At 62.4% G+C, this 24,359-nt stretch carries 21 protein-coding genes; 15 read left to right on the top strand and 6 right to left on the bottom strand.

From position 1 onward, the window contains the following. Complete coding sequence (locus Q0Z71_RS01255; protein ID WP_298017019.1) at positions 1 to 1,341, bottom strand: sodium-dependent transporter; 1,341 nt, start codon at positions 1,339 to 1,341, stop codon at positions 1 to 3. A gap of 185 nt (positions 1,342 to 1,526) precedes the next feature. Here Q0Z71_RS01255 and Q0Z71_RS01250 point away from each other — a divergent pair, with 185 nt between their 5' ends. Genes Q0Z71_RS01250 through Q0Z71_RS01235 form a run of 4 tightly spaced genes read left to right on the top strand, consistent with a single transcriptional unit; the run spans position 1,527 to position 3,726 of the window. After that, positions 1,527 to 2,045 (top strand): RNA polymerase sigma factor, encoded by a 519-nt coding sequence (locus Q0Z71_RS01250; protein WP_298017017.1) that lies wholly within the window; start codon positions 1,527 to 1,529, stop codon positions 2,043 to 2,045. Continuing rightward, positions 2,026 to 2,502, top strand: coding sequence for a hypothetical protein (locus tag Q0Z71_RS01245; protein ID WP_298017015.1), 477 nt, complete (start codon positions 2,026 to 2,028; stop codon positions 2,500 to 2,502). The genes Q0Z71_RS01250 and Q0Z71_RS01245 overlap by 20 nt, the downstream gene beginning before the upstream one ends. Continuing rightward, positions 2,499 to 3,107, top strand: coding sequence for a hypothetical protein (locus tag Q0Z71_RS01240; RefSeq protein ID WP_298017012.1), 609 nt, complete (start codon positions 2,499 to 2,501; stop codon positions 3,105 to 3,107). The genes Q0Z71_RS01245 and Q0Z71_RS01240 overlap by 4 nt, the downstream gene beginning before the upstream one ends. Beyond that, a complete protein-coding gene (locus tag Q0Z71_RS01235) occupies positions 3,094 to 3,726 on the top strand; it encodes a hypothetical protein (protein ID WP_298016995.1) in 633 nt (210 codons plus the stop codon). Before Q0Z71_RS01240 ends, Q0Z71_RS01235 begins: the two co-directional genes overlap by 14 nt. A 171-nt stretch (positions 3,727 to 3,897) precedes the next feature. Here Q0Z71_RS01235 and Q0Z71_RS01230 read toward each other — a convergent pair whose 3' ends face one another. The 3 genes from Q0Z71_RS01230 to Q0Z71_RS01220 are packed head-to-tail and all read right to left on the bottom strand — an operon-like array spanning position 3,898 to position 8,930. After that, a complete protein-coding gene (locus Q0Z71_RS01230) occupies positions 3,898 to 6,060 on the bottom strand; it encodes a Tex family protein (protein WP_298016991.1) in 2,163 nt (720 codons plus the stop codon). Continuing rightward, a complete protein-coding gene (locus tag Q0Z71_RS01225) occupies positions 6,039 to 7,394 on the bottom strand; it encodes a hypothetical protein (RefSeq protein WP_298016989.1) in 1,356 nt (451 codons plus the stop codon). Before Q0Z71_RS01225 ends, Q0Z71_RS01230 begins: the two co-directional genes overlap by 22 nt. Positions 7,395 to 7,445: 51 nt before the next feature. Then, on the bottom strand, positions 7,446 to 8,930 hold the full coding sequence (locus tag Q0Z71_RS01220; RefSeq protein ID WP_298016986.1) for a DUF1846 domain-containing protein: 1,485 nt from the start codon (positions 8,928 to 8,930) through the stop codon (positions 7,446 to 7,448). A 305-nt stretch (positions 8,931 to 9,235) separates the two neighbouring features. Here Q0Z71_RS01220 and Q0Z71_RS01215 point away from each other — a divergent pair, with 305 nt between their 5' ends. From Q0Z71_RS01215 to Q0Z71_RS01185, 7 genes are all read left to right on the top strand, one after another. Next, positions 9,236 to 10,510: an adenylosuccinate synthase gene (locus Q0Z71_RS01215; protein WP_298016983.1), complete on the top strand. Its 1,275-nt coding sequence runs from the start codon at positions 9,236 to 9,238 to the stop codon at positions 10,508 to 10,510. Positions 10,511 to 10,524: 14 nt separating this feature from the next. Then, positions 10,525 to 10,956 carry a hypothetical protein gene (locus Q0Z71_RS01210; protein ID WP_298016980.1) on the top strand — a complete coding sequence of 144 codons (432 nt, stop codon included), beginning with the start codon at positions 10,525 to 10,527 and terminating at the stop codon, positions 10,954 to 10,956. Between the two features lie 20 nt (positions 10,957 to 10,976). Then, complete coding sequence (purB, locus tag Q0Z71_RS01205) at positions 10,977 to 12,392, top strand: adenylosuccinate lyase (protein ID WP_298016977.1); 1,416 nt, start codon at positions 10,977 to 10,979, stop codon at positions 12,390 to 12,392. A 138-nt stretch (positions 12,393 to 12,530) separates the two neighbouring features. Next, positions 12,531 to 12,890, top strand: a complete 360-nt coding sequence (locus Q0Z71_RS01200) for a BlaI/MecI/CopY family transcriptional regulator (protein ID WP_298016973.1) — start codon at positions 12,531 to 12,533, stop codon at positions 12,888 to 12,890. A 4-nt stretch (positions 12,891 to 12,894) separates the two neighbouring features. After that, positions 12,895 to 14,781 (top strand): M56 family metallopeptidase, encoded by a 1,887-nt coding sequence (locus Q0Z71_RS01195; protein ID WP_298016970.1) that lies wholly within the window; start codon positions 12,895 to 12,897, stop codon positions 14,779 to 14,781. A gap of 507 nt (positions 14,782 to 15,288) precedes the next feature. Beyond that, the gene (asnB, locus tag Q0Z71_RS01190; protein WP_298016966.1) at positions 15,289 to 16,869 is read left to right on the top strand and encodes an asparagine synthase B; all 1,581 of its coding nucleotides are present in this window, start codon (positions 15,289 to 15,291) and stop codon (positions 16,867 to 16,869) included. Positions 16,870 to 16,954: 85 nt separating this feature from the next. Continuing rightward, positions 16,955 to 19,042 (top strand): glutamine synthetase III, encoded by a 2,088-nt coding sequence (locus tag Q0Z71_RS01185; protein ID WP_298016963.1) that lies wholly within the window; start codon positions 16,955 to 16,957, stop codon positions 19,040 to 19,042. 86 nt (positions 19,043 to 19,128) lie between these two features. Here the strand turns inward: Q0Z71_RS01185 and Q0Z71_RS01180 are convergent, their stop codons facing one another. Together Q0Z71_RS01180 and Q0Z71_RS01175 are read right to left on the bottom strand one after the other, a co-directional pair. Then, positions 19,129 to 19,818, bottom strand: a complete 690-nt coding sequence (locus Q0Z71_RS01180) for an LrgB family protein (protein WP_298017297.1) — start codon at positions 19,816 to 19,818, stop codon at positions 19,129 to 19,131. Further along, entirely contained in the window at positions 19,818 to 20,189 is a 372-nt protein-coding gene (locus Q0Z71_RS01175; RefSeq protein ID WP_363316664.1) for a CidA/LrgA family protein, read from the bottom strand. Before Q0Z71_RS01175 ends, Q0Z71_RS01180 begins: the two co-directional genes overlap by 1 nt. A 328-nt stretch (positions 20,190 to 20,517) precedes the next feature. Between Q0Z71_RS01175 and Q0Z71_RS01170 the strand changes: the two genes are divergently transcribed. From Q0Z71_RS01170 to aroB, 4 genes are all read left to right on the top strand, one after another. Beyond that, positions 20,518 to 21,066: a zinc dependent phospholipase C family protein gene (locus Q0Z71_RS01170; protein WP_298016958.1), complete on the top strand. Its 549-nt coding sequence runs from the start codon at positions 20,518 to 20,520 to the stop codon at positions 21,064 to 21,066. 321 nt (positions 21,067 to 21,387) lie between these two features. After that, the gene (aroF, locus tag Q0Z71_RS01165) at positions 21,388 to 22,401 is read left to right on the top strand and encodes a 3-deoxy-7-phosphoheptulonate synthase (RefSeq protein ID WP_298016955.1); all 1,014 of its coding nucleotides are present in this window, start codon (positions 21,388 to 21,390) and stop codon (positions 22,399 to 22,401) included. 4 nt (positions 22,402 to 22,405) lie between these two features. After that, positions 22,406 to 23,242, top strand: coding sequence for a prephenate dehydrogenase/arogenate dehydrogenase family protein (locus Q0Z71_RS01160; protein ID WP_298016952.1), 837 nt, complete (start codon positions 22,406 to 22,408; stop codon positions 23,240 to 23,242). A gap of 46 nt (positions 23,243 to 23,288) precedes the next feature. After that, positions 23,289 to 24,359 (top strand): 3-dehydroquinate synthase, encoded by a 1,071-nt coding sequence (aroB, locus tag Q0Z71_RS01155; RefSeq protein ID WP_298016950.1) that lies wholly within the window; start codon positions 23,289 to 23,291, stop codon positions 24,357 to 24,359.

Here is a 24,359-nt window from a genome sequence, read left to right as displayed (position 1 = left end):
TCAACCGATCCCTCCTAAAACAGCGCCTACAATCAACACAAAAACGGTAATCCCGCAAAAGCCATACTTTGCCAGCGGATAGAACCAGCCGCCCAAGGGCCTGGCACGGGCCAGACTCACCTGCTCCAGGCAGTATTCCCGCCTGCACACCCAGAAAAACATGACAGCCGCCAGCAGCGCGCCCACCGGGCAGGCGTAGATGGAGCAGACGTCCATCCATCCGGACACGATCCCCTGGATGGAGAGCCCCACACCCAGGCCCACAGCGCCGATGATACAGACTGCGGGCGTCCTGCCCAGGTGGAATTTCTCCTGGATCGTGGCGGTGGGTGCCTCAAAGAGGTTGATGAGGGAGGTCAGTCCCGCAAACAATGCCGCCGCAAAGAACACCGCCATGATAATCCTGCCGCCGGGCATGTTCTGAAAAAGATTGGGCAGGAAGATGAACATCAGCCCCGGCCCGCTCTTGTCCAGCTGCTGCCCCGCCGTCGCCATGGCCGGGATGATGACCAGGGCCGCCAGCAGCGCCGCCGCGGAGTCAAAGAAGGCCACGGTCCTGGCGCTGGCGGGGATATCCTCCGTCTTGGCAAGGTAGGAGCCGTAGATCAACGTGCCGTTGCCCGCGATGGACAGGGAGAAAAAGGCCTGCCCCAGGGCATAGACCCAGATCTCAAGATCCAGCAGTTCCCGGGGATCCAGGACGAACAGGTACCGGTAGCCGTCCGCCGCGCCGGACAGGGTCGAGATGTACACCGCCAGCCCCAGAAACAGCAGAAAGAACAGGGGCATCATCACCTTGTTTGCCTTTTCGATGCCGCCGCCGATGCCGAAGATCATGATCGCCAGTGTGATCAGCATAGCCAGCGTCTGCCACAGCGTATTGCCCCAGGCGGAGGCCGTGGCGCCGAAGAAGGCGTCAAAGCCCTCCACGCCCCGGTTTGCCATGACGGCGCCGGTGAAAGCGCCCACGGCGTATTTCAGCAGCCAGCCCACCACCACGGAATAGCCGATGGCCATGGCCAGAGAGCCGGCCACCGGGATCAGTCCCAGCGCCTCGCCCCAGGCGCGGCGGCCCGTGCGCTGCTCCGCTGCCGTGCCAAAGGCGGTGATGGGGCCGCCTCCGGCGGCGCGGCCAAAGGCCATTTCGCCGATGACGCCGGTGGAGGCGATGAGGATCACAAACAGGATGTAGGGGATCAGAAACGCCGCGCCGTAGCGGGACATCCGGGTGGGGAACAGCCAGATATTGCCCATTCCCACGGCGGAGCCGACACAGGCCAGCTTAAAGCCCCATCTGGAACGGAATCCGTCCCTGTCCGGGGTGCGGTTTTGGTCAGACATATGCTTTTCTCCGATTCTCCAAGTTCTGGCGTCCGCGCCATATGGCCTATTGTACCATAGCTCTGCGGCTTTTGGAAGAGGGTCCTTTTTCAGAAAAATTCACGCCATGTTGAAGAAATCCGGCGGCCTGCGCCGTAGTATAGATGTCGGACGGCGAAAGGGGGTGGCGGCGGAACGTGACAGGCATGACAAAGGAACATTTTTCGGATCTGGTGGTCCGGTATGAGCGGCTGGTCTACACCATCTGTTTCCAGCTGGTGCGGGACCCCGCTGCCGCGGAGGACCTGACCCAGGAGACCTTTCTCTCCGCCTACCTCCACCGGGACGCGATCCCGCCCGGATATGAGCGCCAGTGGCTGGGCCGCATTGCCGCCAACAAGGCAAAGGACCACCTGCAAAGCGCCTGGAGCCGCCGCACCGTGCTGCCGGGAGACGAGGAGATGCCCCCCGGCCTGGCCCCGCCCGCCGAGGAGGTGGCGCTTCGCCGCTCCGGGGCGGAGGAGATCCGGCAGGCGATCGAACAATTAAAGGAGCCCTACCGCCCTGTCTGCCGCCTGTGCCTGCTGGAGGAGCGATCCCCGGAGGAGGCGGCTTTGGTCCTGGGCAGGCCGGTCAAAACGATACACACCCAGCTGGCGCGGGGCAAGCGCCTGCTGCGGGAGCAATTGGAAAGGAGTGGAGCGCATGGACCGATTTCGCGCTGACGGACATCTGACAGACGAGATCCTGACGGCCCTGGCACAGGGCCGGGAGCTGGACGAGCTGGGCCGGCTGGAGGCCGCTGAACACCTGGCGTTCTGCGATCTCTGCCTTCAGCGGTACACGGACCTGCTGGACGGCGCCTCCCTGCTGGCGCCGGAGCATTCCTGTCAGGAGCGTCTCTGGGTCCGTGTCAGAGCACGGACCCTCCGGCTGGTCACCAGCCGGTATGCCACAGCGGCCGCCGCCGTGGCCCTGGCCCTGACTGTGGTCTGGGGCAGCGGACGGATCGACTTCGTCCGAAGGCCGTCCCTGCCGGAGGACCGCCCCTCCGTCTCCGAGGGACTGCGGACATGGTCCGCGAAATGGAATGATTCCCTGGACAGCGCCATGTCCGGGCTGAACGATTTTTTTGACGGGCTTGGGCGTGTCCAGGCCCCACAAGGAGGAACCAACACATGAAACGCAAACACGGACTTTCGCTCTTTATCGCGTCCTGCATCCCCGGATGCGGACAGATGCACCAGGGTTATATGAAGCGGGGCGCCTCCCTGCTGACGGCTTTCTGCGGTCTCTTCGTCCTGGCGGTGTTTTTGGAGATCGGCGCATTGGCGGTGCTGATGCTGCCGCTGTGGCTGTACTCCTTTTTTGACAGCTACAACCTCCGTTCCCAGACCGACGAGGAGGCCGCCGCCAACCCGGACGCCTACCTGTTCGGCCTCTCCGACATGGATTCCCAAAAGATGGCGGTCCTGCTCCGCAGGCGGCACAGCGTCATCGGCTGGGGCCTGATCGCTCTGGGCGTCTATGTGCTGTGGCAGCGGGTGGGCAACTGGCTGTACGACGTATTCTCCCTCTATGACAAATATTTTCCGATTTACCATCTCCTCCGCTACGACATCCCCCGGCTGGCGGTGAGCCTCGGCATCATCGCTCTTGGCATCTGGTTCATCCGCAGTCCCAGGCATAAGGCTTCGGAGGACATTCCCGCCTTTGTGCCGCCTGTGGAGCCGGAACCGAAAACCGCCGAGGCGCGGGAAGAGGAGGCGCCCCATGGAGATGACTGAAAAGGCCGCTGTGGAAGCGCCCCGCCAGCGCCGGGTGGGCACCTTCACCCTGGGCGTGACCCTGCTGGCCGCCGGCGGCCTGATGCTGGTCTCCATGTTCTTCCCCAAGGCGGACCTGAACTGGGTCTTGAAAGGCTCGCCCATCATCCTCATCCTCCTGGGCGTGGAGACGCTGACCGCCGCCAGGGGCGGCGGCAAGGTGAAGTACGACTGGGCTGGGATGCTCCTCTGCTTTGTTCTGACCGGCGCGGCCCTGTGCATGTGCGCCGCGGCGTGGTATATGGCCTATTGGCCGGAATACGGCCGCTATTTCAGCGGCAGCCGGACTGGAGATGAGAGCAGCCTCCTGCTGGACTACTCCGCCTTCAACGGCACGGAGTTCCAGCTTCTGGAGCTGGAGGAAGGCGACATCCTTCAGGCCGATATCGTCAGCAGGCGGGGCAGCATCGACGTGGAGATCATTGAGGACGAGGAACGGGAGACCATCTTCGAGAGCGAAAATCTGGCCACAGGCGTCTATTCCATCGAGATCCCTGACAACGGGAGCTATGAGCTGTGGGTCAGCGGATACCAGGCGGAGGGCCGCGCCCATTTTCAGCGGCAGTCCACGCTCCCCTGATATAGTCAGGCACAGAGGGCCGCATACGCAGCCTGCAACACCGTACAGCAGCATTGCATGGAAGAGAATCTAAAGGGTTCTTTTCAACTGTGTCGGCTATAAACAGCAGCCCCGGGCGGAAACCGCTTTCCGCCCGGGGCTTTCCTTTGCGGCCTGTCTGGCAGGCCGGTTTTATTTTGCCTGCCGCATGGACAGGGAGATGCGCTTTTTCCTCTCGTCCACCTCCAGGACCACCACCTTCACCACATCCCCCACGGAGACCACCTCCGACGGGTGCCGGATGAATTTGTCCGCCACCTGGGAGATGTGGACCAGGCCGTCCTGGTGGACGCCGATATCCACGAACACGCCGAAGTCGATGACGTTGCGGACCGTGCCCGTCAACACCATGCCGGGCTTCAGGTCCTTCATCTCCAGCACGTCGGTGCGGAGGATGGGCTTGGGCAGGTCGTCCCGGATATCCCGGCCGGGCTTCAGCAGTTCAGCCACCACGTCCCGCAGGGTGGGCACGCCTACGCCGATGGCCTGGGCGGCTTTTTCCTCGCCGTAGGCCCGCACCTGGGCGGGCAGGTCCGACAGGCTTCCAGCCTTCACATCCGCCAACGTATGGCCGGTGAGGGTCAGCAGCTGCTGCGCCGCGTCATAGCTCTCCGGATGGACGGCGGTATTGTCCAGCACGCTCTTGCTCTCCGGCACCCGCAAAAAGCCCGCGCACTGCTGGAAGGCCTTGGGCCCCAGCTTGGGGACTTTTTTCAGCTGGCTGCGGGAGGTGAAGGGACCGTTTTCCTCCCGGTAGGCCACCACGTTTTTGGCCGTGGCGGCGGTCAGGCCGGACACCCGCTGCAACAGGGACGGCGACGCGGTGTTCACATCCACGCCCACGGCGTTAACGCAGTCCTCCACCACGCCGTTCAGCGCCTCGTCCAGCCGCTTGGGCGGCATGTCGTGCTGGTACTGGCCCACGCCGATGGCCTTGGGGTCGATCTTCACCAGCTCCGCCAGGGGGTCCTGGAGCCGCCGGGCGATGGACACGGCGGAGCGGAGGTTCACATCGTACTGGGGAAACTCCTCCGCCGCCAGCGGGCTTGCGGAGTACACGGAGGCCCCCGCCTCGGAGACGATCATATAGCTGACCCTGCACCCTTCGGCGCCCACCTGACGGATCAGCTCCACCGCCATCTGCTCCGTCTCCCGGCTGGCGGTGCCGTTACCGATGGCGATGTGCTCCACGCCGTGCTTCCTGATCAGCCTGGACAGGGCGGCGATGGCCTCGTTCTTCTGGCGTTCGCCGTAGGTGGGATAGACCACGGCGGTGTCCAGCACCTTGCCGGTGCCGTCCACTACCGCCACTTTACAGCCCATGCGGTAGCCCGGGTCCAGGCCCATGGTGACCTTGCCCTTCACCGGCGGCTGCATCAGCAGGGGCCGCAAGTTCAGCGCAAGCTGGCCGATGGCGCCCTCACTGGCGGTCTCCGTCAGGGTGGAGCGGGCCTCCCGCTCCAGAGAGGGAAACAGCAGGCGGTCATAGGCGTCCTCCGCCGCGTCCCTGATGAACGCCATGGCGGCACTGCCGGGGACCACCACATGGCGGCGGACAGTCCGCAGGGCCAGTTCCCGGTCCAGCTCGACGGACACCTTTAGTTTTTCCTCTTTCTCGCCCCGGTTGACGGCCAGGACCTGATGGCCCTGGAGCTTGGACAGGGGCTGGGAGAAGTCATAGTACAGGCGGTAGACGGTGTCCTCATCGGTGGCGGCAGCGCTGTTGAGCCGCCCGTTTTTCATCAGCAGCTCCCGCAGCTTTTTCCGCAGATCCGCGTCATCGCTGATCTGCTCGGCGATGATGTCGCCGGCCCCGGCCAGAGCCTCCTCCGCCGTCTCCACGCCCTTTTCCACATCGATGTACTTCGCCGCCTCCGTCAGCGGGTCCGGGCAGTCCGGCCCCTGTGCGAACAGCACCTCCGCCAGCGGCTCCAGGCCCTTCTCCCTTGCCGCAGTGGCCCGGGTGCGGCGCTTCTGCTTATAGGGCCTGTAAAGGTCCTCCACCTCAGCCAGGGTCCTGGCGGCGTCGATGGCCTTTGAAAGCTCCTCCGTCAGTTTCCCCTGCTCCCCGATGGCGGCCTTCACGGTCTCCCGCCGCTCCTGGAGGCCCCGCAGGTAGTTCAGCCGCTCCTCCAGCGTGCGGAGGGACGTGTCGTCCATGGCGCCGTGGAGCTCCTTGCGGTAGCGGGCGATGAAGGGAATGGTGTTGCCCTCGTCCAGCAGCCGGACCACGTTCTCCACGTGCTCCGGCCGTTTGTCCAGTTCTTTTGCGATCAGTTCAATGATGGGTTCCATAGCGTATCCTTTCTATTCCAAAAGCTGTGAGCGATCTCCGTCAGGATATCCGTGCCGCGGGGCCGGTCCTGGGGAAGTGTTTCCAAATCGATGAAATATTTTACAAAAAAGTCCTCCACGTCCGGGTCTCCGTGCATCTCTGCCAAAACGCGGAATGCCTCCTCCTTCAGACTGCACCATCGGTCCTGGACAGCGGCACAGCGGAGTGCCAGATCTTTCAGACGGCAGTCTCCTCCGCTTCGCAGAAGCACCAGCGCCGCCCGAAGCTGGGGGCGGTATTGATGCGGCTCCGCCAGCCACCGGGCCAATTCCCCATCCGTGGGATACCCGATCTCCGCCGCCGTTACCAGTGCATATTCCCGTGCAGTCGGATAGTTTGCTCCGGCATCACGGTATATGGCGGGCCACTCCCGGTCCGCCAGACGGCCTGTCTCTAGATCCCTTTGGGTCCCCTTGCAGCGGACCCATGGTTTTTCCGGCAGCCATTTGGCCGGAATTGCCGCTGTGGGAATGAAAAACGGACCGAAAACAGCACGATCTCTTTCCGGCTTTCCCACCACACGGCCGTCCCGCCATTGATAACACTGCAGTGGAATGACCGTCAGACACGGCAACGCCCGCCTCAGCCGGGCAGCGGCCGCAGCCTTGTGATGGCCGTCCAGCAGGATGGAGAGTCCCTCCTGCACATAGAGAGCGATCCCCCGGGGCAGCGGGCCATCCCGCTGAAAACGCTCCTCATAGTACGCCTCCCGGTCCGGATCGAAGCGGGAGCGGCGCTGGGAGGGATACAGAAACACCGGCGCGCTGCCGGGATACTCATATTCGTAGTCGTCGTCCGTCAGGCCCGTCTGCTCTGTGGCAGGTGCGGCCATCCATTCATCCGGCGCATCCCAGAAGAACCGCCCGCCGCCGTCGGCGGGATAGGCCTCCCCGTCCGCCACCACATACAGTCCTGGTTCCAGCAGGCCCAGCAAGGGAGCCAGAGCTGGAACGGCGTCTTCCAGCCGGGTAAAGCCGCTGTTCAAGGTCTCTCGAACCGCCTCCAGTTCCGGGGCATCGGCCTCCGCCAAGCCCCATCCGGCGGCCAGCAGGCCGGCACAGGTGGGACAGCCCGGGTCTTTCCAGGACAGCAGAGGCGTCCCCCGGAGCATCAGGCTGGTGAGATACCAGCGTCCCCAGTCAGCGTCCTCCTCCCAGCCCCGGCTTTCCCAGCGGAGCGCGCCAACGCCGTCCACATGCAGCACCCTGGCGTCCCGGCACCAGGCCAGCTTCTCCACGTCCAATTGTATCGGAAGGATCTCCACATCCTCCCGCTTCCGCCGGAAAAGCCCCATGGGGCACCTCCTTTGAAAAGGGGCAAGGGCATGGCCCTTGCCCCTTTCTCTTTATTTGTGATACAGCTTCTTCGTCTCGTACCGCGGCTCACAGCTGACGTTAATGCCCAGGCGCTTGAGCAGCTTTTCGTCCACGTCGCTCAGCACCACGGAGAAATGGGCGTCGCAGCCCCGGAGCTTGGGCAGCTGCTGCTGGGCCATCTCCGCCAGGGGATTGGTCAGGGCGGAGATGGTCAGGGCCATCAGCACCTCGTCGGTGTGCAGGCGGGGGTTCCGGTGGCCCAGATACTGGGTCTTAAGGCGGCACACCGGCTCCAGGACCTGGGCGGAGATCAGCTCAAACTGGTCGTCAATGCCGCCCACGGCCTTCAGGGCGTTCAGCAGCAGGGCGGACGCGGCCCCCAGGGTATCGGAGGTCTTTCCGGTGACCACCCGGCCGTCCGGCAGGACCATGGCGCCGGCGGGGCCGTTGGTGGTCTCAGCCTTCAGCCGCGCGGCGGACACCGCCGGGCAGATATCCGGCGTGACGCCCGCCTGCTGCATCACCAGCTCCAGCTTCCGCACCGGCTCGTCGCCGCACTTGCCCTGGAGCCTCTCCACGCAGGCGGTATAGTACCGGCGCAGGATCTCCTGCCGGGACGCGGCGCAGCAGACCGCGTCGTCCATGATGCAGCTGCCGACCATGTTGACGCCCATGTCCGTGGGAGAGCGGTAGGGGGACTTCCCCTGGATCTTTTCAAAGATGGCGTTGAGCACCGGGAAGATCTCCACATCCCGGTTGTAGTTCACAGCGGTTTTGCCGTAGGCCTCCAGGTGGAAGGGGTCGATCATGTTCACGTCGTTCAGGTCCGCCGTGGCGGCCTCGTAGGCCAGATTCACCGGGTGCTTCAGCGGCAGGTTCCAGATGGGGAAGGTCTCGAACTTGGCGTATCCGGCGGAGATGCCCCGCTTGTCGTCGTGGTACAGCTGGCTCAGGCAGGTGGCCATCTTGCCGCTGCCGGGACCGGGAGCCGTCACCACCACCAGGGAATGGGTGGTCTCGATGTAGTCGTTCTTCCCCAGGCCCTCGTCGCTGACGATGTGGGGCACGTCGGAGGGATAGCCCGCGATGGGGTAGTGGCGGCAGCACCGGATGCCCAGGGACGTCAGCCGCTTCAAAAACGCGTCCGCCGCCGCCTGGCCGTTGTACCGGGTCAGCACCACGCTGCCCACGTACAGGTCCATGCCCCGGAAGATGTCGATGAGCCGCAGCACGTCGTCGTCATAGGTGATGCCCAGGTCCCCCCGGACCTTGTTCTTCTCGATGTCCGCGGCGTTGATGGCGATGACGATCTCCACATCCTCCTTCAGCTGCTGGAGCATCCGGATCTTGCTGTCCGGCTCAAAGCCGGGCAGGACCCGGGAGGCGTGGAAGTCGTCGAACAGCTTGCCGCCGAATTCCAGATACAGCTTGCCGCCGAACTGGGCGATGCGCTTTTTGATCTGCTCCGACTGGGTGGTAAGGTACTTTTGGTTGTCAAATCCGATGGCTCTCATATGTGCATTCCCCTTTTCTCCATTCTCTCAAATCCTGGCCCAGTATATCACACGCGGCCAAATTTGCAAAGTGGAAATCCATCTTTTCCCCCTTTCCCCGCGTCAATGCGTCCGGCCTGCCGTCCTCCAGCGCCATAACCTTCCGCCCCCTGCGCGGCTCCCAAAAGGTCGACCTATAAGAAAAAATAATGTCCGATATTATCACTTTGTGCTTTACTTATGGGAAATGCGCAGATATAATATTTTAGGTTGGGCTTCCGCGGCCCGGCCTGTTTCCGCGAAATCATACCGGGAGGTTTTTGAGTATGTCAAATTGCGCCATCGTAGGCATCAACTGGGGCGACGAGGGCAAGGGCCGTATGGTGGACCTGCTGACCCGTGATTATGATGTGGTCATCCGCTATCAGGGCGGCGGCAACGCCGGCCACACCGTCGTCAATGAAAAGGGCAAGTTTGCCCTGCACCTGCTGCCCTCCGGTATTTTCCGTGACGGCGTGGTCAACATTCTGGGCAACGGCGTTGCCATGGACTGCGAGAGCCTGTGGACCGAGATCCAGGATGTCACGGGCAAGGGCGTCTCCATCACGCCGGAAAACCTGAAGATCAGCGACCGCGCCTCCCTGCTGCTGCCCTGGCACCGGGACCTGGACTCCCTGGAGGAGGCCCGTCTGGCCGACAGGAAATACGGCTCCACCAAGCAGGGCATCGCCCCCTTCTACTCCGACAAATACCAGAAAAAGACCGTCATGGCCGGTGAGCTGCTGTATCCCGAAAAGCTGTGGCAGCACCTGGAGGGCATCCTGGAGTGGAAGAACCTGACCCTGGAGAAGGTCTACGGCGCCAAGCCCTACACCATGGACGACCTGCGGGCCTGGGTGGCGGACTTCGGTGAGAAGATCAAGCCCTTTGTCTGCGACACCGGCGCCTTCCTGCGCCAGGCCCAGGCGGAGGGCAGGAGCATCCTGTTCGAGGCCCAGCTGGGTTCTCTGCGGGACCTGGACTACGGCATCTATCCCTACACCACCTCTTCCAACGCCATCGCCGCCTATGCCCCCGTGGGCTCCGGCCTGCCCTCCGTCAGGATTGACGAGATCGTGGGCGTGGTGAAGGCCTACTCCTCCTGCGTAGGCGAGGGGCCCTTCACCTGCGAGTGGTTCGGCGAGGAGGCGGACAAGCTCCGGGAGGCCGGTGCCGAGTACGGCGCCAAGACCGGCCGTCCCCGCCGGGTGGGCCCCATCGACATCGTGGCCACCCGCTACGGCGTGCAGTGCCAGGGCGCCACCAACATCGCCCTGACCAAGCTGGACGTGCTGAGCTACATGGACAAGATCCCCGTCTGCGCCCACTACACCCTGAACGGGGAACAAATCGACTACTTCCCCTTCCCCGCCGTGCTGCCCGATGCCAAGCCCGTGGTGGAATACATGGACGGCTGGCAGTGCGACATCTCCGGCGTCCGCACCTGGGAGGGCCTGCCCGAGGCCGCCCGGAAATACGTGGAGTATGTGGAGCAAGAAATCGGCTGCCACATCGGCTATGTGTCCGTGGGGCCTGAGCGGGACAGCATCATCCTGCGCTGAAATGGAGATTCCGTATGGGACTATTTCACTTTAAAAAACAACCCGAAAAAAAGCAGCCCGAAAAACAACCTGAAAAAAAGATTCCCAGTCAAGAGGAAGTCGTTCAGCTTTGGAACAACGCTTACCGGGCAAATCCGCAGATATACCAGAAGAAGGACAGCGACGCCCTGCTGGGGAGCTGCGCTCTGTCCGAAGGCGTGGACACCCTGCTCCCCCTTCACCCGGAGAGCACGTGTACGGCCAACGGCAAACCCATTCACGAATGGATCCTCAGTCTGGTCAGTATCACAGAACAGCGCATCCTTGGGCAGATGGAATATCAGGAGGCCATGAAGCGCCTCCGCCCCTTCTCCCTGGCGATGTCGAAGGATCTGATTTTGATTCGGGCCATGACCCACAAGGAGCTGGACGGGCTGTTCGAGGGCCTTCCCCGGCAATTAGTTTAAAGCAACTCGGAGGTACGCCTATGAAAGACCGCTATGAATCCCCCCTGGCGTCCCGGTACGCCTCTCCCTTCATGCTGCACCTGTTCTCCGCCGATATGCGCATCCAGACCTGGCGCCGCCTGTGGGTGGCTCTGGCCCGGGCGGAGCACAACCTGGGCCTGCCTGTCACCGCTGAACAGGTGGCGGAGCTGGAGGCCCATCTCACCGACATCGACTATGAGATGGCCGCCGCCCGGGAGAAGGAGGTCCGCCACGACGTGATGGCCCACGTCTATACCTACGGCAAGGCCGCTCCTTCCGCCGCCGGCATCATCCACCTGGGCGCCACCAGCTGCTATGTCACCGACAACGCCGACCTCATCATCTACCGGGAGGGCCTCCGGTATCTCCGGGGCCAGCTGATCGCCGTGCTGGCCAATCTCTCCAAATTCGCCGCCCAGTACAAGGCCACCCCCACCCTGGGCTACACCCACTACCAGCCCGCCCAGCTGGTGACGGTGGGCAAGCGGGCCACCCTGTGGATGCAGGACCTGCTGGCCGACCTGGAGGAGCTGGACTTTGTCCTTGCCAACCTGAAGTTCCTGGGCTGCCGGGGCACCACCGGCACCGAGGCCAGCTTCATGGACCTCTTTGAGGGCGACGGCACCAAGATCGATGAGATGAACCGTCAGATCAGCGCCGAGTTCGGCTTCGACAAGTGCTTCCCCGTCTGCGGCCAGACCTATCCCCGGAAGGTGGACAGCCGCATTTTGAACGTCCTCAGCTCCATCGCCCAGAGCTGCTACCGGATGGCCAACGACATCCGCCTGCTCCAGCACGACCGCCAGGTGGAAGAGCCCTTTGAGAAGAACCAGATCGGCTCCTCCGCCATGGCCTACAAGCGCAATCCCATGCGGTCCGAGCGCATCTGCTCCCTCAGCCGCTACTTGATGGCGGACGCCATGAACGCCCCCATGACCGCCTCCGTCCAGTGGCTGGAGCGGACCCTGGACGACTCCGCTAACCGCCGCATCTCCATGCCCGAGGGCTTTCTCTGCGCCGACACCATCCTGCGCCTGGCCCAGAACGTCACCGACGGCCTGCATGTGAACGAAAAAGTGGTGGACCGCACCTGCCGGGAATATCTGCCCTTCATCGCCACGGAGAACCTGATGATGGAGGGCGTGAAGCGGGGCGGCAACCGCCAGGAGCTTCACGAGATCATCCGCACCTGCTCCATGGCTGCCACCGCCAAAATGAAAGAGGGCGAGCCCTGCGACCTGCTGCACCGCCTGGCGGCGGAGCCCGCCTTCGGCATGACCGAGGCCGAGATGGAGGCCGTGCTGGACCCGAAGCTGTACATCGGCCGGTGTGACCAGCAGGTGGACGCTTTCCTTCGCCAGGTGGAGCCGCTGCTGGCGGACGCCTCCGCCGAAAAGCCGGAGATCAATCTGTGACCCCCTTAAAATCTGCCGGGAACGCATCGAACGATGCGTTCCCGGTTTTTTTGCCGCTTTGGCTTGACAGATTGGTTTACTTATTGTAAACTATCAATAGGCTACAAATTGTAAACCAACGATTGGAGGTGCATTCCCATGGGAGAGTACAAGCTGGGCGCCATTGAGCGGAAATTCGCGGAGCTGATCTGGCGGCACGAGCCCCTGTCCTCCGGCCAGCTGGTGAAGCTGTGCCAGCAGGAGCTGAACTGGAAAAAATCCACCACCTATACCGTCCTGCGCCGCCTCTGCCAGCGGGGCATTTTCCAGAACCGGGACAGCGTGGTGACCTCCCTGCTGACGGAGCAGGAATTTGACGCCCGCCAGAGCCAGCAGTTCGTGGAGGAGGCCTTTGACGGCTCCCTGCCCAAATTCCTGGCGGCTTTCACCCGGCAGAAGAAACTGACGGAGCGGGAGATCGAGGAGCTGGAGCAGCTCATCCGGAAAAACGGGAGGTGAGGGCATGAAGCTCTTGGGTCTTTTTCCCCAGGTGCTCTCCATGAGTCTCACCGCCGGTGTGGTCATCCTGTTCGTGCTGGCGGTCAGGCTCCCGCTGAAACGGGCGCCGAAGCTCTTCTCCTATCTGCTGTGGGCGGTGGTGCTGTTCCGCCTGCTGTGTCCCGTCTCCTTCTCCTCCGCCCTCTCCCTGTTCCGCGCGGTGGAGGTGCCGGAGGTCTCCGGCGCGGTCTACGGGCAATTCCAGCAGATGGCTGGCGCACCGGCCCAGGCCCTGCCCGCCTCTCCCCTCCCCGGCACACCGGCGGCAGCTGTGCCGGAGACTGCGGCCGACCCCTTGGCCGTCCTCTGGCTGGCGGGTGCCGCCGCCCTGCTGGTATACGGCGCCGTCTCCCTGCTGCGGCTGCGGCGCAGGCTGGCGGAGGCCGTGCCCCTGGAGGGCCGGGTCTATCTGGCGGACCATATTCCCTCTCCCTTTGTGCTGGGGGTGTTCCGCCCCCGAATCTACCTGCCCTCCTCCCTGCCGGAGGCGGAGCGGGGGTACATCCTTCTGCATGAGCGGACCCATATCCGCCGGGGCGACCACCTCTTCCGCCTCCTGGCCTTTGCCGCCCTGGCGGTCCACTGGTTCAATCCCCTGGTGTGGCTGGCCTTTTTCCTGTCGGAGCGGGACATGGAGATGGCCTGCGACGAGGCGGTGATGCGGCGGAGCGGACAGGATATCCGGGCGGCATACGCCGCCTCCCTGCTGCGGCTGTCCACCGGCCGGCGCTTTGCGGCGGGCATTCCCCTGGCCTTCGGCGAGGGAGACCCCAGGGGCCGCATCCGCAATGTGATGCGGTACAAAAGGCCCCTGCTGGGAGCGGCGGCGGTATCCCTGGCCGCGGTGGCGGCGCTGGCGGTGATCCTCGCCGCCGACCCGCCGGAGGCGCCGGCAGGCCTGGACAGCCTGTCCGGGAAGGTGTATCAGGTGGATGAGATCCTGTATCACGCCCCGGTGTACTCCTTCACCTTTACCCCGGAGACCGCGCCCCAGTATCTCGTCAGCGGTGAAAACATTCTGTCGGAGGGCCCCTCCGTGCTCTCCTTCTCCCCCTGGGCGGATGTGGGCACGCTGACCCCGGTGGTATACAGCCGGGAAGAACTGCATGGCTTGTTTATGTCCCTGTATAGCTCCCTTTACAGCGGTGCCCGCGAAGCGCTGGACAGCGTGAAAGCGGTCTGGCGGGCCGAGGCCCAGTGGGAGGATGACGACCGTTTTTACCTGCTGATGCAGACCCAGTCCAACGACCTCCTGCTGGCCTATGGCTATCAGGGGGAGGAGGGCAGCCATGTCCGCTGGCTGTTCCGGCTGGGGGACAGCGGACAGTCCTATGAAGACGCAAACAAGGTCCGGCAGGCCATGGAGACGCTGGAGGCCCAGCTGCCTCAAGAGGAGGTCTGGGGTGCTCAGGTCGCCGGGGACACCGTGGTCCTGCTGTCCAGCACCAGGATCGTCGGCATGCCCCTGTCCTCCGGCGGCTTTCTCACCACCACCATCCTGGACCCGTCGGACGCGGGATACGCCGTCACGGCCACCCACTGCCACGAGGCGGTCAAAGCCGTGGGGTTCTCCGCCGCCGCGGTGCGGGGCAGCGGCCTGACGGTGGTGTTCGGCCTGACATGGGACCGCCTTTGGAACTTCCGCACCGACGAGGTGACCGAACCCCGCTATACCCGGGCCAGGGTGCTGTACGGCGGCGGGGAGGTCTCCATCGGCGTCTCCAACAACAGCAGGTACTTCACCGTCATCGACAGGCTGGTGGATATCACGGATATCGAGTATTACGAGGACAACACCCTTCTGGCCCGTTACTCGGAGTTCATCGGCGAGATGGAAAACCAAAAAGCATAGAGCCATCCGCCGGTTCAGGGACAGCTGTTTTCATTTCAAAAACAGCTGTCCCGGTTTCCTTTTTGCCGGGCTTCTGACTCTGCCGGAAAAGGTTTTTGAAAAAGAAACCCAGATTTTGTACGTTTTGACGTTGACAATTGCCCGTCCACGGTGGTACACTCCAAGCATCAATTGAAACATCGACAACGGCGTTGATGGAGAAAAGTACCGCAGAAGTTCCGTTTCAGTGAGCGGGGGACAGTGGAAACCTCGTAACAAAGAGTCTGTGGGAAGAACACTCCGTAGCTGCAATCTGAACGCGGGCGACCGCCAGTAAGTGCGACGAGTTGTGATCGTTACATCACACGGGCTTGTTGGAGCCTTGAAGGTGACCGTCCCCGTCAAAGGGGAGGTAAATTAGGTGGCACCGCGGATAGCAGCTATTCGTCCTAAAATTTAGGATGTAGCTGCGTTTTTTATTGCCGTCCGGCCAAAGGGCCGGGGCATGAATTTCCGGAGGTGCTTTTTATGTGCTCGATCATGGGATTTTCCAAAAAAACCTATACCAAGGAAGAACTGAAGCCCTACTTTGACCGCACCATTTCCCGCGGCCCCGATATGTCCCGCATCGTGGAGACCCCGTCCGGCTACCTCTGCTTCCACCGTCTGGCCATCATGGGCCTGACGGAGGCCGGTATGCAGCCCTTCCACCTGGGCGGCGACTATGTGGTGTGCAACGGCGAGATCTACGGCTTCCGCCCCCTGAAACGGCAGTTGTCTGAAAAGTTTGAGTTCCATAGCGGCAGCGACTGCGAGATCCTGCTCCCCCTGTTTCAGGAATACGGCCTGTCCATGTTCTCCCGACTGGACGCCGAATTCGCCCTTATTATCTACGACTCCATCACCGACTCCCTCATCGCGGCCCGGGATCCCATCGGCATCCGTCCCCTGTTCTACGGCTACGACAAAGACGGCGCCATCATGTTCGCCAGCGAGGCCAAAAACCTGGTGGGCCTGTGCGACGAGGTGTGCCCCTTCCCTCCCGGCCACTATTACGCCTTCGGCAAGTTCGTCCGCTACGCCGACCTGACCACTGTCAAGGAGTACTCCCAGGACGATTTGGAGACCGCCTGTAAGCACATCCGCGATAAGCTGATCGCCGGCGTGGACAAGCGGCTGGACGCCGACGCCCCCTTGGGCTTCCTGCTCTCCGGCGGCCTGGATTCCTCTCTGGTGTGCGCCATCTCCGCCGTCGTGCTGGGCAAGAAGATCCGCACCTTCGCCATCGGCATGGATCAGGACGCCATTGACCTGAAATACGCCCGGGAGGTGGCCGACTACATCGGCGCCGACCACACGGAGGTCTATATGACCCGCCAGCAGGTGCTGGACTCCCTGGAGGAGGTCATCGCCATGCTGGGCACCTGGGACATCACCACCATCCGGGCCAGCATGGGCATGTACCTGTGCTGCAAGGCCATCCACGAGCAGACCGACATCCGGGTGCTGCTGACCGGCGAGATCAGTGACGAGTTGTTTGGCTACAAGTACACCGACTTTGCCCCCAGCGCCCAGGCCTTCCAGGAGGAGTCCAAGAAGCGCGTCGATGAGCTGTATATGTACGACGTGCTGCGGGCGGACCGCTGCATCTCCGTCAACTCCCTGGAGGCCCGGGTCCCCTTCGGCGACCTGGATTTTGTGAAATACGTCATGAGCATCGACCCCAGGCTGAAGATGAACACCTACGGTATGGGTAAATACCTGCTGCGCCACGCCTTCGAGAAGGACCACCTGCTGCCGGAGGACATCCTGTGGCGCCAGAAGGCCGCCTTCTCCGACGCCGTGGGCCACTCCATGGTGGACGATCTGAAAGCCTACGCCGAGGAGAAGTACACGGACGAGGAGTTTGAGACTCTGCGCCAAAAATACGACTACGGCACGCCCTTCACCAAGGAGAGCCTGCTGTACCGGGAGATCTTTGAGAAGTACTACCCCGGCCAGGCCAGGATGATCAAGGATTTCTGGATGCCCAACAAAGCGTGGGAGGGCTGCGATGTGGACGATCCCTCCGCCCGGGTTTTGGCAAACTACGGTGCCAGCGGCCAATAATCACTGGAAAATATAGAAGTATTACCTATTGTGTTTCCGCGGATTTATGGTACTATTCTGTTAGAAATATAGGAGGATGAAACGTATGAGTACACCTGCGAAACTCCCAGAGCTGTTCGGCAGCATGGTCTTTAATGAGGAGACCATGAAGGAGCGCCTCTCCGCCGCGTCCTACGGCGCCTGGAAAAAGTGCGTTACCGAGGGCACTTCCCTGGACATCTCCACCGCCAATGAGATCGCCGAGGCCATGAAGCAGTGGGCCGTGGAAAAGGGAGCCACCCATTACACCCATTGGTTCCAGCCCATGACCGGCGTCACCGCCGAGAAGCACGACAGCTTCATCTCCCCTGCGGGCGGCGGCAAGATCATCATGGAGTTCTCCGGCAAGGAGCTGGTCCGCGGTGAGCCAGACGCCTCCTCCTTCCCCTCCGGCGGCCTCCGCGCCACCTTTGAGGCCCGTGGCTACACCGCCTGGGACCCCACCTCCTTCGCCTTTATCAAGGAGGGTTCCCTGTGCATCCCCACCATCTTCTGCTCCTACTCCGGCCACGCGCTGGACAAAAAGACCCCCCTGCTGCGCTCCATGGACGAGGTCTCCCGCCAGGCCATCCGCATCCTGCGGCTCTTCGGCGATACGGAGACCAAGCGCGTCACCGCCCAGGTGGGTCCCGAGCAGGAGTACTTCCTGATCGACAAGGAGCTGTATAACCTGCGCAAAGACCTGCGGATGACCGGCCGGACCCTGTTCGGCGCCAAGCCCCCCCGGGGCCAGGAGCTGGAGGACCACTACTTCGGCGCCATCAAACCCCGGGTGGCCGCTTACATGAAGGACCTGGACGAGACGCTGTGGGCCCTTGGTGTTCTCAGCAAGACCAAGCACAACGAGGTGGCCCCCTCCCAGCATGAAATGGCCCCCATCTTCTCCGACGCCAACACCGCCTGTGACCACAACCAGCTGGCCATGGAGATGATGAAGAAGGTGGCCGACCGCCACGGTCTGGTGTGCCTGCTCCATGAAAAGCCCTTCGCCGGCGTCAACGGCTCCGGCAAGCACGACAACTGGTCCCTGGGCACCGACACCGGCAAAAACCTGTTCAAGCCCGGCTCCACCCCCAGCCAGAACGCCCAGTTCCTGCTGTTCCTGGCCGCTTTCATCAAGGGCGTGGACGACTATCAGGACTTCCTGCGGGCCACTGTGGCCTTTGCAGGCAATGACCACCGCTTGGGCGCGCAGGAGGCGCCTCCCGCCGTTATCTCCATCTTCCTGGGCGACGAGCTGAACGGCGTGGTGGAGTCCATCATCAAGGGCACCCAGCACAAGGACTCCGGCAAGCGCACCCTGGAGATCGGCGTGGACGTTCTGCCCGCCATCCCCCAGGACAACACCGACCGCAACCGCACCTCCCCCATGGCCTTCACCGGCAACAAGTTCGAGTTCCGCATGCTGGGCTCCTCCCAGTCCATCTCGGGCCCCAACATCGCCCTGAACACCATGATGGCGGAGGAGCTGAAGCAGTTCGCCGATGAGCTGGAGAAGTCCAGGGACTTCCAGGCCGATCTGCAGAAGCTCATCAAAAAGGTCTTTACCGAGCACCAGCGCATCATCTTCAACGGCAATGGTTATGACGACGCCTGGATCCGCGAAGCCGAGAAGCGGGGCCTGTGCAACCTGACCTCCACCGCCGACGCCCTGCCCATGTACACCGCCAAGAAGAACGTGGACCTGTTTGTCAAGCACGGCATTTACACCAAGGAGGAGATCAACGCACGCGCCGAGATCCATGTGGAGAACTACTCCACCGTCATCGGCATCGAGGCCAATACCATGATCGACATGATCCGGCACGACATCCTGCCCGCCGTCTCCGGCTACGCCGCCGACCTCTGCGAGCGCGCCGCCAGCAAAGAGGCCCTGGGCGTCTCCTGCAAGTACGAGACCGCCACCGCCAGGGAAACCGCCAAGCTGACAGACGCGCTGATGTCCGCCTGCGACAAGCTGGAAAGGGATCTGGCAAAGATGCCCGCCGACGCCAAAAAGGCCATGGTCTACGCCCACGATGTCATCGTGGCCGACATGGCCAAGGCCCGGGAGGCCGCCGACAAGCTGGAGGCCATCACCGCCTCTGAATACTGGCCCTTCCCCGTATACGCCGACCTGCTGTTCTCCGTGTAAACTGTCCAGCAAACTCTTTCATAAAAGCGAGTGCTCCATGGGAACAGTCCCAAGGAGCACTTGCTTTATGTACGAGGTTCTCTGTCTCAAAGCAGAAAATCAAAAAACAGTGCCGCGATGGTCGTCAATACGCCGCACAGGCCGATGGCCAAACTGCTCATAGCTCCCTCGGTCTCTCCCAGTTCCAGCGCTTTGGCAGTCCCGATGGCATGGCTGCACGCGCCGATGCCCAATCCGGCCGCCACCGGGTCCTTTACCCGAAACAGCTTCACCATGGCCGGAGCGCACAGGTTGCCCACCATTCCTGTGATGATCACCACTGCCACGGTGATGGACACGATGCCGCCGTGGCCCTCCGAGATCGCGGAGGCAATGGGCGTCGTCACGGACTTTGGCAGCAGAGCCGCCGTCAGGGCGCTGTCCAGCTGGAACAGGCGGCAGATCCCCCAGACGCTGAGGACCGAGGTCACGGTCCCCGCCGCGCAGCCCGTCAGGATGGGCAGCCAGTTTTTCTTCAGGAGATCGATCTTGCTGTAAATGGTCATCGCCAGGCAGACCGTCGTGGGTCCCAGAAAGAGGTTGATGATGCTTCCGCCCGCATTGTAGGACTCATAGGGAATATGGAACACCGACAGCACCGCGATGATCATCAGCACCGCAAGGATCATGCTGTTGCAGACCACCAGGCCCGTCTTTTTCTGGATCCTGCTGCCCATCCAGTAGGCAGCCACGGTCAGGGTCACGCCGAAGAAGGGGGATTGCACCGCTTCCTGCATCATCTCCGCTTCCTCCTCTCCATCAGGCGGTATGTGAGCTGCACCACACCGGCTGTGACGCCGAACACCAGAAACGTGGGGACCACGCACACCACCGCCAGGGCCGCCAGACTGCTCTTCAGCACGTCCAGATAGTTGATGATGCTCACCGCGGCGGGGATGAAAAAGAAGGGCAGGTTTGCCAGCAGGTAATCGGACTTCTCCTGGATATGTTCCGGCTTCACCACGCCGGATAACAGCAGCAGCAATAGCAGCAGCATCCCGATGATGCTGGCAGGCACGGTGAAGGGAAGCAGCTTTTCGATCCACACGCTTACCCAGCAGATGCCGAAAACGATCCCCACCTGCGTCAAAATTTTCAAACGGATCACGTCCTTTTTCATATCGTTGAGATCCATTGTAAGGACCCAGCGGCCGGAAGTCAAACCAAACCATCGGCATTTTCCGGATTTTGACCGGCTTTCGGCAAAACGCAGCAAGGCCCCGGCTCCCAAACAGCGGCGTCCTGGCCAGATCTCAGACCAGGTCTCCACCGCGGCCGTTCCCCTCCGGGCGTCCTCATATCCCGCCCAAAAATTCCATTTTTTTCAAAATATGACCGAATTTTCCTGTTTTTTTCATTTTTTCCTGCTTGCGCACCGTTTAAGGCCGTGGTATACTGGGTCCGTTCCGATGGATCATACGCTTGGAGGTAGCCCCATGCAAAAACGCAGCCACACGCTTTTGGCATCCGCCCTTCTCCGCGGCCAGCACGGATTTCGCGCCAGACGCTTTGAGCTGGCCTTTCTATTCGGCTCTTTCCAGCCGGACTGCAATCCCCTGAGCTATCTGAAAGGCTCCCTGCGGGCCTATAAATTCCGGGGACATAACTATACCAACTCTCAGCACTACATCAATGCCCACATCGAAAGGCTCCAGAGCCGGTCCAAGTGGACGGTCTGGCAGTACTATACCCTGGGCAAGCTGACCCACTACCTGGCCGACGCTTTTACGTACCCCCACAACGAGACCTTCCCCGACAGCCTGATGGACCACCACCGCTATGAGCGCGAACTGCGGATGTATCTCGCCGCCTATCTGGCCGGCCGCGCCCTGCGGCGCGAACAGGTCTGCCGCGATCTGACCGCCGCGATCGGAGAGCTGCACCGCCAGTACATGGCCGCCTCCGCCGGGCTCCAGCGGGACGTTCGCTATATTTTGCAGGCGACAGAGCTGCTCATGGCCGGATGCCTTCCGGCGGCCGTTTGATTTGGCGGAATCTTCCTATTATTTTCAAAATTCCCCGCTTCTCTTTGTATGAACTCACAGTTTTCTTTTGATTGTCAAGGTGCTATGCTTTAAATATCTAAAGAGACTGAAAGGGACCACGACAATGACCAACATCGCCCGTGCAGCTGAATACCGCTACTTTAGCTTTACCTACTTTTATGGTAAGGCTTATTTCGGTTTGGCTGAAAGCACTCGGGTGTAAGGCCGGTTTTGTCAAAAACTGTCCGTGCATCATGACCCGCAGCCGAACCGGCTGCGGGTTTTTTTGTACGATCCGAACTTTTTAAGGAGGAATTTATCATGATCGTCATTTTGAAGCACAATCCCAACCGTGACCAGCTGGAAAACCTGATCTCCTGGCTGCAGGAGAAGGGCATCACCATCCACACCAGCATCGGCGAGGCCCATACCATTCTGGGCCTGGTGGGCGATACCTCCAAGCTGGATATCGACCTGATCGCCGCCCTGGATATCGTTGACGATGTGAAGCGCGTGCAGGAGCCCTATAAAAACGCCAACCGCAAATTCCATCCTGAGGACACCGTCGTCCAGGTGGGCAGCACCCAGATCGGCGGCGGCAATCTGACCATCATGGCAGGTCCCTGCTCTGTGGAATCCGAGGAGCAGGTGGTGGCTATTGCCAAGGCCGTCAAGGCCAGCGGCGCCACCATGCTCCGGGGCGGCGCCTTCAAGCCCCGCACCTCTCCCTACTCCTTCCAGGGCCTGGGCGCCACCGGCCTGGAGTACCTGAAGATCGCCCGGCAGGAGACCGGCCTCCCCATCGTCACCGAGCTGATGGACCTGAGCCAGCTGCCCCTGTTCAAGGATGTGGATGTGATCCAGATCGGCGCCCGGAACATGCAGAACTTCGACCTTTTGAAGGCCGTGGGCCATCAGGACAAGCCCGTTATGATCAAGCGGGGCATGTCCGCCACCTATGAGGAGTGGCTCATGAGCGCCGAATATGTCATGGCCGGCGGCAATGAGAACGTCATCCTCTGCGAGCGCGGCATCCGCACCTTTGAGTCCTACACCCGCAACACTCTGGACCTGGCGGCCATCCCCGTTCTGCGGAAGCTGACCCACCTGCCCATCATCATTGATCCCAGCCACGCCACCGGCAAGAGCTGGCTGGTGGAGCCGCTGGCCATGGGCGCTGTGGCCACCGGCGCCGACGGTCTGCAGATCGAGGTCCACAACGACCCGGCCCGCGCCCTGTGCGACGGTCCCCAGTCCCTGCGGCCCGAGGTGTTCGACCCCCTGGCCAAAAAGCTGCTGAAGCTCCACGAGATGATGAAGACTCTGGAGGATTGATCGTATGAATGTCGGTATCGTCGGCCTGGGCCTCATCGGCGGCTCCATGGCCAAGAGCATCAAAGCCCGCACCGCCCACACGGTCTGGGGCGCGGACCTGGACACGGAGACCATGACCATGGCCCGGATGTGCGGCGCCATCGACGCGCCTCTGACGGATGACAACCTGCCCCAATGTGATCTGATCCTGGTGGCGATCCGTCCCGGCGCCGCCGTCGAATGGGTCCGCTGCCACGCGGAGCGCATCGCCAAGTCCGCCATTCTGGTGGACCTGTGCGGCGTGAAGCGGACGGTGGTGGCGGCCATCGCCCCCATCGCCGAGCAGTACGGCTTCGCCTATATCGGCGGCCACCCCATGGCGGGCAAGGAGCGGGGCGGCTTCACCGCCGCCTCCGACAGCCTGTATGTGGGGGCCTCCATGATCCTGACGCCGGACAAGCGGACGGATATGCAGCTGCTGGAGACCCTGAAGGATTTCTTCCTGGACATCGGCTTTGCGGGGCTGACCTTCTCCGACCCGGAGGAGCACGACCGCATCATCGCCTTCACCTCCCAGCTGGCCCACATCGTCTCCAGCTCCTACATCAAATCCCCGGAGGCCCAGCGCCGCCGTGGCTTCTCCGCGGGCAGCTTCCAGGACATGACCCGTGTGGCCCGCCTGGACGAGGACATGTGGACGGAGCTGTTTCTGGACGACGCGGACTATCTGACCTGCGAGCTGGAGGAGATCATCCGCCACCTGTCGGAATACCAGGAGGCCCTGAAAGCCAAGGACGCGGAAAAGCTGCGGGCCCTGCTCAGGGACGGCCGGGAGAAGAAGGCCTCCGCCGGCGGCCATTGAGATCCGCCTCCCGCCTGTATTTTAATCTGTAAGAAGGAGCATCTCTATGTCGGACTCCATTCAAACCATCCAGGTCTGCACCTCTCCCGCCTATACGGTCTCCATCGGTCCCGGCCTGCTGCGCATCTGCGGGCAGCGCCTGCGGGACGTTCTGGGGACCTGCCATGTGGCGGTCATCACCGACAGCACCGTGGCCCCCCTGTATCTGGGCGTGGTGACCGGCAGTCTGCAAACGGCCGGATTTGCCGTCAGCTCCTATGTCTTTCCCACGGGAGAGGCCCGTAAAAACTTTGACACCCTCTCCGGCATCCTGGAATTTCTGGCGGAGGAGCGCCTGACCCGCACAGACTGCGTGGTCGCTCTGGGCGGCGGCGTCACCGGCGACATGGCGGGCTTTGCCGCCGCCGTGTATCTCCGGGGCATCCGCTGTGTCCAGCTGCCCACCACACTGCTGTCCGCCGTGGACTCCTCCGTGGGCGGCAAGACCGCCATTGATCTGAAAGCGGGCAAAAACCTGGCCGGAGCCTTTTTGCAGCCCGCCGCCGTTCTGTGCGACACAGACTGTCTCCGCTCCCTGCCCCCCGACGTCTTTGCCGATGGCGCTGCCGAGGCCATCAAGACCGGCGTTTTAAGCGACGAGGGGCTGTTTTCCCTGTTCGAGGACGGCACCCTGACCGCCGCCCCTGGGGAGGTCATCGCCCGGTGCGTGGCCTACAAAGCAGGTGTCGTGGAGCGGGATGAAAAGGAGCAGAATGAGCGCCGCCTTTTGAACCTGGGCCACACCGTGGGCCACGCCATTGAGAAATGCAGCGGCTATGCCATCCCCCACGGCCACGCCGTGGCGGCGGGCCTTGCCGTCATTGCCCGGTCCGCGGAAAAGCTGGGGTGGACGGAGTCCCCCATTGCGGACCGCATTGCCGCCTGCCTTGCCAAAAACGGCCTTCCCACCGGAACGGAATACCCCGCAGAGGTCCTGGCCCACGCCGCCTCCGCTGACAAAAAGCGGACCGGCGGGGATATCACTTTGGTCATACCCAGGCGCATGGGCGCGTGTACGCTGAAAAAGATGCCGGTCTCGGAGCTGCTGCCCGTGATCGCGGCGGGACTGGAGGGCTGA

Source organism: uncultured Dysosmobacter sp. (assembly GCF_947631635.1).
Taxonomy (GTDB): Bacteria; Bacillota; Clostridia; order Oscillospirales; family Oscillospiraceae; genus Oscillibacter.
The sequence above is the reverse complement of the archived record's forward strand: the minus strand, read 5'-3'. Positions and strand labels throughout refer to the sequence as shown.

Excerpts from the sequence above, each read along its gene's own strand:
- Q0Z71_RS01255 (WP_298017019.1), bottom strand. The coding sequence starts at position 1,341 with ATGTCTGACCAAAACCGCACCCCGGACAGGGACGGATTCCGTTCCAGA.
- Q0Z71_RS01250 (WP_298017017.1), top strand. The coding sequence starts at position 1,527 with ATGACAAAGGAACATTTTTCGGATCTGGTGGTCCGGTATGAGCGGCTG.
- Q0Z71_RS01245 (WP_298017015.1), top strand. The coding sequence starts at position 2,026 with ATGGACCGATTTCGCGCTGACGGACATCTGACAGACGAGATCCTGACG.
- Q0Z71_RS01240 (WP_298017012.1), top strand. The coding sequence starts at position 2,499 with ATGAAACGCAAACACGGACTTTCGCTCTTTATCGCGTCCTGCATCCCC.
- Q0Z71_RS01235 (WP_298016995.1), top strand. The coding sequence starts at position 3,094 with ATGGAGATGACTGAAAAGGCCGCTGTGGAAGCGCCCCGCCAGCGCCGG.
- Q0Z71_RS01230 (WP_298016991.1), bottom strand. The coding sequence starts at position 6,060 with ATGGAACCCATCATTGAACTGATCGCAAAAGAACTGGACAAACGGCCG.
- Q0Z71_RS01225 (WP_298016989.1), bottom strand. The coding sequence starts at position 7,394 with ATGGGGCTTTTCCGGCGGAAGCGGGAGGATGTGGAGATCCTTCCGATA.
- Q0Z71_RS01220 (WP_298016986.1), bottom strand. The coding sequence starts at position 8,930 with ATGAGAGCCATCGGATTTGACAACCAAAAGTACCTTACCACCCAGTCG.
- Q0Z71_RS01215 (WP_298016983.1), top strand. The coding sequence starts at position 9,236 with ATGTCAAATTGCGCCATCGTAGGCATCAACTGGGGCGACGAGGGCAAG.
- Q0Z71_RS01210 (WP_298016980.1), top strand. The coding sequence starts at position 10,525 with ATGGGACTATTTCACTTTAAAAAACAACCCGAAAAAAAGCAGCCCGAA.
- purB (WP_298016977.1), top strand. The coding sequence starts at position 10,977 with ATGAAAGACCGCTATGAATCCCCCCTGGCGTCCCGGTACGCCTCTCCC.
- Q0Z71_RS01200 (WP_298016973.1), top strand. The coding sequence starts at position 12,531 with ATGGGAGAGTACAAGCTGGGCGCCATTGAGCGGAAATTCGCGGAGCTG.
- Q0Z71_RS01195 (WP_298016970.1), top strand. The coding sequence starts at position 12,895 with ATGAAGCTCTTGGGTCTTTTTCCCCAGGTGCTCTCCATGAGTCTCACC.
- asnB (WP_298016966.1), top strand. The coding sequence starts at position 15,289 with ATGTGCTCGATCATGGGATTTTCCAAAAAAACCTATACCAAGGAAGAA.
- Q0Z71_RS01185 (WP_298016963.1), top strand. The coding sequence starts at position 16,955 with ATGAGTACACCTGCGAAACTCCCAGAGCTGTTCGGCAGCATGGTCTTT.
- Q0Z71_RS01180 (WP_298017297.1), bottom strand. The coding sequence starts at position 19,818 with ATGCAGGAAGCGGTGCAATCCCCCTTCTTCGGCGTGACCCTGACCGTG.
- Q0Z71_RS01170 (WP_298016958.1), top strand. The coding sequence starts at position 20,518 with ATGCAAAAACGCAGCCACACGCTTTTGGCATCCGCCCTTCTCCGCGGC.
- aroF (WP_298016955.1), top strand. The coding sequence starts at position 21,388 with ATGATCGTCATTTTGAAGCACAATCCCAACCGTGACCAGCTGGAAAAC.
- Q0Z71_RS01160 (WP_298016952.1), top strand. The coding sequence starts at position 22,406 with ATGAATGTCGGTATCGTCGGCCTGGGCCTCATCGGCGGCTCCATGGCC.
- aroB (WP_298016950.1), top strand. The coding sequence starts at position 23,289 with ATGTCGGACTCCATTCAAACCATCCAGGTCTGCACCTCTCCCGCCTAT.